Origin of the sequence: Actinomadura sp. (genome assembly GCF_044508335.1) — a bacterium.
Classification (GTDB): domain Bacteria; phylum Actinomycetota; class Actinomycetes; order Streptosporangiales; family Streptosporangiaceae; genus Spirillospora.
Map to the genome: position 1 here is coordinate 20,953 of NZ_JBIQHY010000019.1, position 11,733 is coordinate 32,685.

Genomic DNA, 11,733 nt, shown 5'->3' on the forward strand with positions numbered 1-11,733 from the left:
CGATGCCGCTGTGGTCCGCCCACGATCACCTGGTCTGGTCGGAGCGCGTCCGCGGCGTGACCGCCGGGGCGTTCACCGGCCTGCGCCTCGACCGGCCGGCGGTCGAGCAGAGGGCCGGCAGCGCGCCGAGGAGGGCCAGAGCCGCGGCGGTGACGAGCATCGCCCCCAGCCCCGCCAGGCCGTAGGGGACGCCGAGGACGGCGACTCCCACGGCGATCCCGAGCTGCTTCGCGGTGTTGGTGATGCCGGCGGCGACGCCCGCGCGCTCGGGAGGGGCCGCCTCCAGGGCGACCTGGCTGGAGACGAGGTTTCCGATCGCCGCCAGGCCGCCGACGGCGAAGCCGGGCGCCATCGCGGGCCACGACCCCGTCCGGTAGGCGGCGGCGAGCAGCAGCGTGGACAGCACGGTCAGCAGCGGCCCGGCGGCCACCAGCGCGGCGGACGGGAAGCGGTGGGCGATCCGCCCGAGCACCAGCGGCGCGGCCAAGGCCGGAGCGCTGTAGGTCAGGAACCACAGGCCCGCCTGCGCGGGCGGCGTCCCCATCGGGCCCTGCACGTAGAGCGAGAAGTAGGCCAGCGACCCGGCGCCCGCCGCATGGGACATCAGGGCCGCCGCGGCGTTCGCCGCGTACAGGCGGTCCCGCAGCAGCGACAGGTCGATCATCGGCTCGGGGACGCGGCGGCGGACGAGAACGGCGAGGGCGGCGGCGCCCGCGGCGGCCGGGAGCAGCACGCCGGGGGCCGTCCAGCCCAGCCCGGGGATCTCGATCAGCGCCCACAGCAGCCCGCCGAGCCCCGCCGTCAGCAGGCACGCCGCGACCGGGTCGAGCGGGCGGGGCCGCGCGTCCCGCGACTCGGGCACCCGCGCCGCGGCGGCGGCGAACGCGACCGCGCCCACCGGCACGTTCAGGACGAAGATCGCGCGCCACCCGAACAGCCCGGTCAGCGCGCCGCCGACCAGCGGGCCGGTGGCGATCGCGGCGCCCGACGCGGCGGCGTACACGCCGAGCGCCCGGTTGCGGGCGCGCCCCGCCGGGTACGCGGCCGCCAGCAGCGGCGACGCCGTCCCGTACAGGACGGCCGCGCCGCACCCCTGCACGGCGCGGAACGCGTCGAGGACGGGCGCCGAGGGCGCGAGCGCGCACGCCGATGAGGCCCCGGTGAACGCGGCTAGCCCGCCGAGCAGCATGCGGCGGCGCCCCAGCCGGTCGGCCAGCGCCCCGGCGGTCAGCAGCAGCCCGGCGAGCGCCAGCGCGTAGGCGTCGATGGACCACTGCACCTCCCCGAGTCCGGCGCCGAGGCGGCGGCGCATGTCGGGCAGCGCGATGTTCACGCCGACGAGGTCGAGGACGAGCAGGTACCCGGCGGCCGAGGCGACCGCGAGGGTCCAGGCCGGGCTGCGGCGGCGTGCGGGCATGGGTCCGGCCCTCCGTTAATATACGCTGTAGATATACAGCGTATATTAACCACTAGACTGCCGTTCCATGAAGACCCCGGCCCCGCGCGGGCGCGGCACTCGCGGGCTGACCCGCGAGGAAGTGCTCGACGCCACCCTCGACCTCGCCGAAGAGCGCGGCCTCGACGCGGTCAGCATGCGCGGGGTCGCCGACCGGCTCGGCGTCACGCCGATGGCCCTCTACCGCTACGTCGGCGGCAAGCAGGGACTCCTGGACGGCCTGGTCGAGCGCCTCATCCGGGAACTGCCCGACGACGACCCCGCCCTGCCCTGGCAGGACCGCCTCCGCGCTATCGGCGCCGGCATCCGGCAGGTCGCGCGCCGCCACCCGCAGGTGTTCCTGCTGCTGTTCACCCGCCCGACCGTCACCGAGGAGGCCCGGCGGGCGCGCAACACCGTCCAGGCGATACTGCGCAGCGCGGGGGTGCCGGAGGAGATCGTGACCCCGCTGCAGCGGCTGCTGGACACGGTCGGCATGGGGCTCGCCGCGTCCGAGGCCGGCGGCCGCTTCACCGGCGACGCCGCGGACGTCGACCGGGTCTATGATCTTGCGGAGGACCTGTTCCTCGCCGCGATCGAGCGGTACGCGCGGGAGTGATCTCCGTCTCCGCGCGGATATCAACTTTCGAAGTCGCCGCCGAGATCCTTATGCTTCGACCATGCAGCAGGAGGACGAAACAGCCAGGGTGACCCTGGCTCAAGTGGCAGATCAGGCCGGCGTCTCCATTTCGACGGTTTCGAAAGTCCTCAACGGACGGGAGGACGTGGCCCGCAAGACCCGCCTCCGGGTCGAGCGTCTGCTGGAGCACCACGGCTACCGGCGGGGGTCCCGGTCGGGCCCCGACGCGCCGCTCATCGAGATCGTCCTCCACGAGATCGAGAGCCTCTGGACGATGGAGCTGATCCGGGGCGTGGAGAGCGTGGCCAAGGCCAACGGCGCGAGCCTGGTGCTGACCGAGAGCGGCACCCGGCACTCCCCCGGCCCGGAGTGGATCAGCGGGGTGCTGCGCCGCCGCCCGCTCGGCGTCGTGCTGACCTTCTCCAGCCTGCCGCCGGAGTACAAGAAGCGGCTGCGGTCCCGGTCGATCCCGTTCGTCATCATCGACCCGGCCGGCGACCCGGAGCCGGACGTCCCGTCGGTCGGCTCGGCCAACTGGTCCGGCGGGCTCGCCGCGACCCGGCACCTCATCGACCAGGGGCACCGCCGCATCGCGATCATCACCGGCCCGGCGGACATGCTGTGCTCCGTCGCGCGGCTGGACGGCTTCCGCTCCGCGATGAGCATGGCCGGGCTGGACGTCGACCCGTCCTACATCGCCTACGGGGACTTCCACGTGGACGGCGGCTTCGAGCGGGCCATGGAGCTGCTCGGCCGCCCCGACCGGCCGACCGCGATCTTCGCGGGGAGCGACCTGCAGGCGCTCGGCGTGCTGGAGGCGGCGCGGGTGCACGGGCTGCGCGTCCCGGACGACCTGTCGGTGGTCGGGTACGACGACGTGGCCGTGGCGCCCTGGGCGAGCCCCGCGCTCACGACCGTGCACCAGCCGCTGCGGCAGATGGCGGAGTCGGCCACGCAGATCATCCTCGGCATCCGCAACGGGGAGCCGGTCGCGACGCGGCTGGAGCTGTCCACCAGCCTGGTGGTCCGCAAGAGCACCGCCCCGCCGCCCGAGGAGGGCTGACCGCCCGGCGGCCGCGGGGAGCGCCTCCCCGCGGCCGGGGCCCTGGCCGCGGGGAGGCGCCGGGGGGCGGGATCGGGTCAGCCGACTCTGCAGGAGACGTCCGGCCAGGTCCAGTTGCCGTAGTGCATGATCGTGAAGCCGAACGTGTTGCCGCTCCCGTTCGGCCGCATCGTCATCACGTTCCCGCTGGAGTCCCAGGACGGCGAGCCGTTCCAGGTCGCGATGATCTTCTGCGGGGGGTGCACGGTCACGGTGACGACCCAGTTGCTCGTCCCGGAGACGGTGACCGACAGGTTGAACCGGTCGCCCCACTGCTGCCCGGGTGAGATCTGCGCGGTGCAGGAGTCGCCGCCCCCGCCGGGAGGGGGCGTCGTCGTGCCGCCGCCTCCGCCGTCGGGCGCCACGGCCCGGCCGGTGGACGGCGAGATCATGCCGGGGCACAGGCCGCGGCTCTTGAGGTTCGCGACGATCTGCGGGATCGCCTGGATCGTCGTGTTGTAGCCGTCGTGCATGAGGATGACCTGGCCGCTCTGGAGCTGGCTCGCCCGCTGCACGATCTGCGCGGTGGACGCGCCGTTCCAGTCCTGCGAGTCGACGTCCCAGATGATCTCGGTCAGGCCGAGCTGGCGCTCGACCGCCTGCAGCGCGGCGTTGGTCTCCCCGTACGGGGGCCGGAACAGCTTGGGCGCGGTGCCGGTCTGCTGCTGGATCGCCTGCTGGGTCCGCTGGAGCTCGGACAGCATCTGCGACTGCGACATCTGGGTCAGGTGCGGGTGCGTCCAGCTGTGGTTGCCGATCCACATGCCGGCGTTCTTCTCCGCGCCGACCAGCGACGGGTTGTTCTGGACGTTCTGCCCGATGTTGAACAGGGTGGCGCGCACACCGTTCTGCTGCAGCGTCGACAAAAGCGTGGAGGTGTAGCCGGTGGGGCCGTCGTCGAAGGTGAGGCCGACGTAGCCGGCGCCGCAGTCGGCGGCGGCGAGCGGGACGGCGGCGCGTCCGCGCTGGGCCGCGAACCCGGCGGTCGCCGACAGGCTCACCAGGAAGGCGGCCGCGAGCGCCAGCACGGCGGCGATGATCACCGCGCTGCGGGCGCTCAGCGGCCTGCGCCGGGGTCTGGCGTGCAAGGGGGCGTGCTGGGGCATCGTGTTTCCTCCATGGGCCGATGGCTGCCCGCGGGCGGCGGGCGGGGGTGGGGAGCGGGCGGTGGAGGTGGAGCGGGGAACCTCATTCTGAAAACGGCTCCGAAAGGTGTCAAGGTATCGAGTGTGACTTTCGAGAACAAAATTCTTTCGTAGCCGAGATGCCATGCACTGAACTGCGATTTCAGTTTCGAAATATTTCGAGCAGCTTGGAAGGGCGCCGAGCCCGCAAGGGCGCGGCGGTTGAAATTTGTAGACCGGTCTGTCTAGTCTGACCGCCATGGCACCGCGCGGAGAGACACGGGAGCGGATCCTGCGGACGGCCGCGGACCTGTTCCAGCGGCAGGGCTACCACGGCACCGGGGTGAACCAGGTGCTCGCGGAGAGCGGCGCGCCCAAGGGCTCGCTGTACTTCCACTTCCCCGAGGGGAAGGAGCAGCTCGCGTCGGAGTCGGTGGCGCTGTCCGGCCGGACGGTCGGCGAGGCGCTCACCGAGGCCGTCCTCGCCGCGCCGGACGCGCGGGCCGGGCTCGCCGCCCTCGGCGAGCACTTCGCACGGAGCCTGCGCGACTCGGACTTCCGCAAGGGCTGCCCCCTCGCGACCGTGGCGCTGGAGACCGCCGCCGAGAGCGAGACCATCCGCGCCGCCTGCGACACCGCCTACGGGGAGTGGCTGGACGGCCTGCGCGCCGCGCTGCGCGGATGGGGCGTGCCCGCCGAGCGCGCCGGGCCGCTCGCCGCGCTGGTCCTGTCGTCCCTGCAGGGGGCCGTCATGCTCGCGCGCGTCCAGCGGGACGTGTCGGTCCTCCACCAGGTCACCCGCCAGCTCGCCGAACTTCTCTGAGGAGTCGCCATGCGCGTCCACCATCTCGACTGCGCCCCCATGCGGGAGATCGAGCCCGTCGACGGGGCGGGAGGCCCGCTGCGGGCGGTGGGCCATGTGCTGCTCGTCGAAACGGACGCCTCCGGCCTGCTGCTCGTGGACGCCGGGATCGGCCTCGGCGACATCGAGCGCCCGTCGGAGCGGCTGCTCGACGACTGGGTGGAGATGGCCGGGCCGGCCCTCGACCCGGCCGCGACCGCCGTCCGGCAGGTGGAGGCTCTCGGGTACTCCCCCGCCGACGTCCGGCACGTCGTCCCGACGCACCTGCACCGCGACCACGCGGGCGGGCTGAGCGACTTCCCCGACGCCGCGGTGCACGTGTTCGAGGCCGAGCACGCGGACGGCGGGAAGACTCCTGCGCAGCTCGCCCACGGCCCGAAGTGGGTCGTGTACGCGGACGGCGGGGGCGAGACGTGGCACGGCTTCGGCGGCGTCCGGGCGCTGGACGGCGTGCCCGAGGAGATCCTGCTCGTCCCGCTCGGCGGGCACACGCCGGGGCACGCGGGCGTCGCGGTGCGCGACGGGGACCGCTGGCTGCTGCACGCCGGGGACGCGTACATGTACCACGGGGAGGTCGACCGTCCCGACCCGGTCGTGCATCCGCTGATGGAGCTGGTCCAGGCGAGCGGCGAGGTGGACCGGGACCTGCGGCTCGCGAACGTCGCGCGGTTGCGCGAGCTGGCGCTGGGCGGCGGGGCGGAGGTGTTCTGCGCCCACGACCCGTGGGAGCTGGCCCGCTACCGCTGAGCGAGGCGGTGCGCCAGGGCGGTGTGGCGGCGGCCCGCGCCGGCGGTGCGGACGGCGGCGGCGAGCGCGCGGCGGGAGCCGACGAGGACGACGAGCTTCTTCGCGCGGGTGATGCCCGTGTAGAGGAGGTTGCGGCGCAGCATCATCCACGAGCCCGTGGTGAGCGGGATGACGACGGCCGGGTATTCGCTGCCCTGCGACCGGTGGATCGTGATCGCGTAGGCGTGGGCCAGCTCGTCCAGCTCGTCGAAGGCGTAGTCGATGCTCTCGTCCTCGTCGGTCACGACGGTCAGCGACTGCTCTTCCAGGTCGACCTTCGTGACGACGCCGACGGTGCCGTTGAAGACGCCCGCCTCGCCCTTGTCGTAGTTGTTGCGGAGCTGGGTGACCTTGTCGCCGGCGCGGAAGACGCGGCCGCCGTAGCGGCGCTCGGGGCGCGCGCCGTCGTGCGGGGTCAGCGCGTCCTGGAGCAGCGTGTTCAGGGAGCCGGCGCCGGCGGCGCCCCGGTGCATGGGCGTCAGGACCTGGACGTCGCGGCGCGGGTCGAGGCCGAACCTGCGGGGGATGCGGTTGGCGACGACGTCCACGGTCAGCTCGGCGGCCTCGTCCTGGTCCTCGCACGGGAACAGGAAGAAGTCGTCGTAGCCGCGGGTGTGCGGGTGGTCGCCCGCGTTGACGCGGTGCGCGTTGACGACGATGCCGGACCGCTGCGCCTGCCGGAAGATCTTCGTGAGCCGGACGCGCGGGATGGCGTCGGCGCCGAGCAGGTCGGCGAGGACCTCGCCCGCGCCGACGGACGGGAGCTGGTCGACGTCCCCCACGAGCAGCAGGTGCGCGCCGCGCGGGATCGCCCTCACCAGCTTGTTCGCGAGGATCAGGTCGACCATGGAGGACTCGTCGACCACGACCAGGTCGGCGTCGAGGGGGTTGTCCTGGTCGTACTCGGGGTCGCCGCCGGGCCGCAGCTGGAGCAGCCGGTGGACGGTCGCGGCCTCGTGCCCGGTCAGCTCGGCGAGCCGCTTGGCGGCCCGCCCGGTCGGCGCCACCAGGACGATCTTGGCCTTCTTCGCGGCGGCCAGCTCCACCACCGACCGGACGGTGAAGCTCTTGCCGCAGCCGGGGCCGCCGGTGAGCACGGAGACCTTGGACGTCAGCGCGAGCTTGACGGCCTCCTCCTGCTCGGGGGCGAGCGCCTGGCCGGTGCGCCGGCGGAGCCACGGCAGGGCCTTGTCCCAGTCGACGTCCGCGAACGCCTTGAGCCGGTCGGTCGGGGCGTCCAGCAGTTCGAGGAGCCCGCGGGCGAGGGAGCGTTCGGCCCGGTGGAACGGGACGAGGTACACCGCGGGGATCGTCGCGGCGTCCTCGCCCTCGCCGGGGATCGGCTCCCGGACCACGCCCTCGTCGCGGGCCAGTTCGTCCAGCGCCGGGACGATCAGCTCCTTCGGCACGCCGAGGATCTTCTCCGCCGCGGTGACCAGGTTCGGCTCGGGCAGGAAGCAGTGCCCGTCGTCGGCGGCCTCCGACAGCGTGTACTGCAGCCCGGCCTTGATCCGCTCGGGGCTGTCGTGCGGGATGCCGACGGCCTGCGCGATCGTGTCGGCCGTCTTGAACCCGATCCCCCACACGTCCGACGCGAGCTGGTACGGCCGCTTCCGGACGGTGTCGATCGACTCGTCGCCGTACTGCTTGTAGATGCGCACGGCGAGGGACGTGGACACGCCGACGCCCTGCAGGAAGACCATCACCTCCTTGATGGCCTTCTGCTCCTCCCACGCCTCGCCGATCCGCTTGCTGCGCTTCGGGCCGAGGCCGCGGACCTCGACGAGGCGCTCCGGCTCCTCCTCGATGACGCGCAGGATGTCGGTGCCGAAGTGCTCGACCATCCGGTCGGCCATCACCGGCCCGATCCCCTTGATCATCCCGGAGCCGAGGTAGCGGCGGATGCCCTGGATCGTCGCGGGCAGCACGGTCGTGTACGACTCGACCTCGAACTGCTTGCCGTACTTCGGGTGCGAGCGCCACCGGCCGGTCAGCCGCAGGCTCTCCCCCACCTGCGCCCCGAGCAGCGCGCCGACCACCGTGAGCAGGTCGGGCCCGCTCTTCGCGGTCGCGACGCGCGCGACCGTGTAGCCGGTGTCCTCGTTGGCGTAGGTGATCCGTTCCAGGACCGCGTCCAGTTCCACCGGGCGCGGCGCGGCGTTGGGGTTCGGGGAGGTCGGCACGGTCACCATGATGGACGATCCGGGTGACGGGACGGCCGGAGCCGGGCGGGAGATCCCGCGCGCTCACCTCCCGGCGCCGCCGGGCGTCGCGCCGGCGGACACCTCCAGCACCCCCGTCTCGGTGACGAGCGCGGTCACCAGGCGGGCGGGCGTGACGTCGAACGCGGGGTTGAACGCGGTCACCCCGTCGGGCGCGGTCCGCGCGCCGCCCCAGGTCAGCACCTCGTCGGGCGGGCGCTCCTCGATCGGGATCTCGTCCCCGCCGGCGATCGCCAGGTCGACGGTGCTCCAGGGCGCGGCGACGACCAGGGGGACACCGGCGGCGTGGCAGGCGAGCGCCACGCCGACCGAGCCGATCTTGTTCGCGGTGTCGCCGTTGGCGGCGATCCGGTCGGCGCCGATGACGGCGACGTCGGCGAGGCCGCGCAGGATGGTGCTGGGCGCGGCCCCGTCCGCCTGGACCACGCACGGGATCCCGGCCCGGTCGAGCTCCCAGGCGGTGAGCCGCGCGCCCTGCAGCAGCGGGCGGGTCTCGTCGGCGTAGACGATCTCGACGCGGCCGCGCTCGTGCAGTTCGCGGACGACGCCGAGCGCCGTCCCCCATCCGGCGGTGGCGAGCGCGCCGGCGTTGCAGTGCGTGAGGACGCGCAGGGGCCGGTCGCCCGCGCGGTCCAGGATCCAGTCGGCGCCGTGCGCGCCGATCGCCCGGTTGCCGCGGACGTCCTCGTCCAGGATCGCCTGCGCCTCGGCCGCGACCGCGTCGGCGCCCTTGGCGGCCAACGGCAGGACGCGGTCGACGCCGGCCGCGAGGTTCACGGCGGTGGGCCTGGCCCGGCGGACGCGCGCGATCGCGGCGTCCCGCGCCGCGTCGTCCCATCCCTCGCGCGCGGCCTGCAGCAGGGCGATGGCGACGCCGAACGCGCCCGCGACGCCCAGCGCCGGGGCGCCGCGCACGACGAGCCGGCGGATCGCGTCCACGAGCGTGTCGACGTCGCGCGCCACGACGTACTCGACGCGGCCGGGCAGGACGGTCTGGTCCAGCAGGCGCAGCCCGTCGCCCGTCCACTCCAGGGTCCGCACGTCGCTCGTCATAGTGTTCAAACTACTCGTTCAAAGCACCGCGAAGCCCTATGGCGTCGGGCATTCCGCCTCCGCGACTCCGCTCTGCGACCTGCGGCAACTTGACACGGATCGAACTTGTGTTCGAAATTGTGCAGAGGGCGCAGGAGAGGAGGACGACGGTGCCGGAGGCCGCGCTGCGGGACCTGGCGGCGGTGCCGGAGGCGGCGCCCGGCCGCTCCGCGCCCGCCGGGGCGACGGTGCCGGTGCTGCCCGCGCTGCGGCCCGTGCTGCCGGGCGGCGGGCTGCGGCCCGGCTCGGTCGTCGGCCTCGGCGGGGCGGACGGGCCGGGCGCCGCCTCGCTCGGTCTCGCGCTCGTCGCGGGCGTCTCGCGGCACGGCGGCGAGGACGGCTCCGGCGGCTGGTGCGGCGTCGTCGGCGTCCCGGACTTCGGCGTGCTCGCCGCCGCCGGGATGGGCGCCGACCCCGGGCGGCTGCTCCTCGTCGACGATCCGGGCGGCCGGTGGCCGGACGTGGTCGCCGCGCTGGCGGAGGCCGTCGAGCTGATCCTGCTGCGCCCGCCGGAGCGGCCGGGCGCCGCCGCCGTCCGGCGGCTGCCGGCGCTCGCCCGCAAGCACGGCTGCGTCCTGGCGCTGACCGGCCCGTTCGCCCGCGACTGGCCGGGCGTCCGGCTCCGCCTCCGCCTGGACGAGGCCGCCTGGGACGGCCTCGGCGACGGCCACGGGCGGCTGACCGGACGCCGCGTCCTGGTGACCGCCGAGGGCCGCGACGCCCCCGGCGCGGGCCGCAGCGCCCGCCTCTGGCTCCCCGCCCCCGACGGATCGGTCGTGCCCGACGGATCGGTCGTGCCCGACGGCTCGGTCGTGCCGGACGGGACCGCGCGGCGGCCCCTGGAGCTCGTCTCCGCCGGCGCGCCCGTGCACCCCCGGCCGTCCGGCGCCCCGCCGCTGGTGCGGGTCGCGGCGGAGGAGGGGATCGCGTGACGCGGGCGCTGGTCGTGTGGTGCCCGGACTGGCCGGTCACCGCGGTCGGGATCGACGCGGCGACGCCCGGGGCCGCGGTGTCGCGGGGCCGGGTCGCGGCGTGCTCGGCGGCGGCGCGGGCCGCGGGGGTGCGGCGCGGGCAGCGGCTGCGGGACGCGCAGCGCCGCTGCCCCGACCTGGTCGTCCGGGAGCGGGACCCGGACGCCGAGGGGCGGCTGTTCGAGGAGGTCGTGCAGGCGGTCGCGGAGCTGACGCCCCGCGTCGAGGTGGTGCGGCCGGGGCTGTGCGCGGTGCCGGCGCGCGGGCCTGCCCGCTTCTACGGCGGCGAGGAGGCGCTGCGCGTCCTGGTGCAGGACACGGTCGTGGAGGCCGGGCACGATTGCGGCTGCGGCATCGCGGACGGGCTGTTCGCGGCGGAGCTGGCGGCGCGGGCCGGGGAGGGCGGCGCCGTGGTGCCCGAGGGCGGCGCGGCCGCGTTCCTCGCGCCGTACCCGCTCGCGGTGCTCGACCGGCCGGAACTGGCCGACCTGCTGCGGCGGCTCGGCGTCCGGACGCTCGGCGACTTCGCGGCGCTGCCGTCCGGGCACGTCGCCGGGCGGTTCGGTGCGGACGGCGCGCTCGCGCACCGGCTCGCGCGCGGGGAGGAGCCGCGCCCGCTCGCCCCCGTCCCGGGCGCGGCCGACCTGTCGGTGCGCGCCGGCTTCGACCCGCCCGCCGAGCAGGCCGAGCGGGTGGTGTTCGCGGCGAAGCGGCTCGCGGGCGAGCTGCACGAGGGCCTCGCGGCGGACGGGCTGGCGTGCGTGCGGCTGGAGGTCGCGGCCGGGTTCGCGGACGGGCGCGTCCTGCGGCGGCTGTGGCGGCACGAGGGCCTGTCGGCGCTGGCGGTCGCCGAGCGGGTGCGGTGGCAGCTGTCGGCCTGGCAGGGGGCCGAGACCGAGGCAGAGGCCGAGGCGGTGTGGGGCGGTGTCACGTGGGTGGAGCTGGCGCCCGACCAGATCGTCCCGGACGAGGGGCGCCAGGAGGCGCTCTGGGGCCGGACCGCGGTCACCGGCCGGATCACCCGGGCCGCCGACCGCGTCCAGGCGCTCCTCGGGCACCGCGGGATCACCCGGCCGGTGCTCGTGGGCGGGCGCGGGCCGGGCGAGCGGGTCGTCCGGGTGCCGGTCGGCGACCTGGCCCCTCCCGGCCCGCCGGAGGGGCCGTGGCCGGGGCGCGTGACGGGCCCCGCGCCGGCGGTGGTCCCCGCGGCGCCGTCCCCGGCGGAGCTGGTCGACGCGTCCGGCGAGGCGGTGGTCGTCTCGGCGCGGTGCGAGGTGTCCGCGCCGCCGGCCGCGCTCGCGATCGGCGGGCGCTCCGCCGCCGTGACGGGCTGGACGGGCCCGTGGCCGGCCGACGAGCGCTGGTGGGATCCGGACCATGCGCGGCGCAGAGCGCGCTTCCAGGTCACCACGGACGACGGCGCCGCCTACCTCCTCGCCGTCGAAGGCGGCCGATGGCACGTCGAGGCCGTCTATGACTAGGGGGCTGACCAGGCGACG

General features: G+C 75.2%; 10 protein-coding genes. 6 read left to right on the forward strand and 4 right to left on the reverse strand.

Annotation, left to right across the window (positions count from 1 at the left end; all coding sequences use genetic code 11):
* Positions 1 to 25 precede the first annotated feature (25 nt).
* Positions 26 to 1,417, reverse strand: coding sequence for an MFS transporter (locus ACIWVC_RS10100; RefSeq protein WP_396454034.1), 1,392 nt, complete (start codon positions 1,415 to 1,417; stop codon positions 26 to 28).
* Between the two features lie 67 nt (positions 1,418 to 1,484).
* Between ACIWVC_RS10100 and ACIWVC_RS10105 the strand changes: the two genes are divergently transcribed.
* Together ACIWVC_RS10105 and ACIWVC_RS10110 are read left to right on the forward strand one after the other, a co-directional pair.
* Entirely contained in the window at positions 1,485 to 2,054 is a 570-nt protein-coding gene (locus ACIWVC_RS10105; protein WP_396446926.1) for a TetR/AcrR family transcriptional regulator, read from the forward strand.
* Between the two features lie 61 nt (positions 2,055 to 2,115).
* Positions 2,116 to 3,138, forward strand: a complete 1,023-nt coding sequence (locus tag ACIWVC_RS10110) for a LacI family DNA-binding transcriptional regulator (protein ID WP_396446925.1) — start codon at positions 2,116 to 2,118, stop codon at positions 3,136 to 3,138.
* A gap of 77 nt (positions 3,139 to 3,215) precedes the next feature.
* On the opposite strand, the gene ACIWVC_RS10115 is transcribed toward ACIWVC_RS10110, so the two are convergent.
* Positions 3,216 to 4,283 (reverse strand): polysaccharide deacetylase family protein, encoded by a 1,068-nt coding sequence (locus ACIWVC_RS10115; protein WP_396446924.1) that lies wholly within the window; start codon positions 4,281 to 4,283, stop codon positions 3,216 to 3,218.
* Between the two features lie 277 nt (positions 4,284 to 4,560).
* On the opposite strand from ACIWVC_RS10115, the gene ACIWVC_RS10120 reads away from it, so the two are divergent.
* On the forward strand, positions 4,561 to 5,124 hold the full coding sequence (locus tag ACIWVC_RS10120; RefSeq protein ID WP_396446923.1) for a TetR/AcrR family transcriptional regulator: 564 nt from the start codon (positions 4,561 to 4,563) through the stop codon (positions 5,122 to 5,124).
* Positions 5,125 to 5,133: 9 nt separating this feature from the next.
* The gene (locus ACIWVC_RS10125) at positions 5,134 to 5,910 is read left to right on the forward strand and encodes an MBL fold metallo-hydrolase (protein ID WP_396446922.1); all 777 of its coding nucleotides are present in this window, start codon (positions 5,134 to 5,136) and stop codon (positions 5,908 to 5,910) included.
* Here ACIWVC_RS10125 and ACIWVC_RS10130 read toward each other — a convergent pair.
* Complete coding sequence (locus ACIWVC_RS10130; RefSeq protein ID WP_396446921.1) at positions 5,901 to 8,132, reverse strand: ATP-dependent RecD-like DNA helicase; 2,232 nt, start codon at positions 8,130 to 8,132, stop codon at positions 5,901 to 5,903. The genes ACIWVC_RS10125 and ACIWVC_RS10130 overlap by 10 nt on opposite strands.
* Before the next feature lie 63 nt (positions 8,133 to 8,195).
* Positions 8,196 to 9,224 (reverse strand): S-methyl-5-thioribose-1-phosphate isomerase, encoded by a 1,029-nt coding sequence (gene mtnA / locus ACIWVC_RS10135; RefSeq protein ID WP_396454035.1) that lies wholly within the window; start codon positions 9,222 to 9,224, stop codon positions 8,196 to 8,198.
* A 149-nt stretch (positions 9,225 to 9,373) separates the two neighbouring features.
* On the opposite strand from mtnA, the gene ACIWVC_RS10140 reads away from it, so the two are divergent.
* Entirely contained in the window at positions 9,374 to 10,195 is an 822-nt protein-coding gene (locus ACIWVC_RS10140; RefSeq protein ID WP_396446919.1) for a hypothetical protein, read from the forward strand.
* Positions 10,192 to 11,715, forward strand: coding sequence for a DNA polymerase Y family protein (locus ACIWVC_RS10145; RefSeq protein ID WP_396454036.1), 1,524 nt, complete (start codon positions 10,192 to 10,194; stop codon positions 11,713 to 11,715). The genes ACIWVC_RS10140 and ACIWVC_RS10145 overlap by 4 nt, the downstream gene beginning before the upstream one ends.
* Positions 11,716 to 11,733 lie beyond the last annotated feature (18 nt).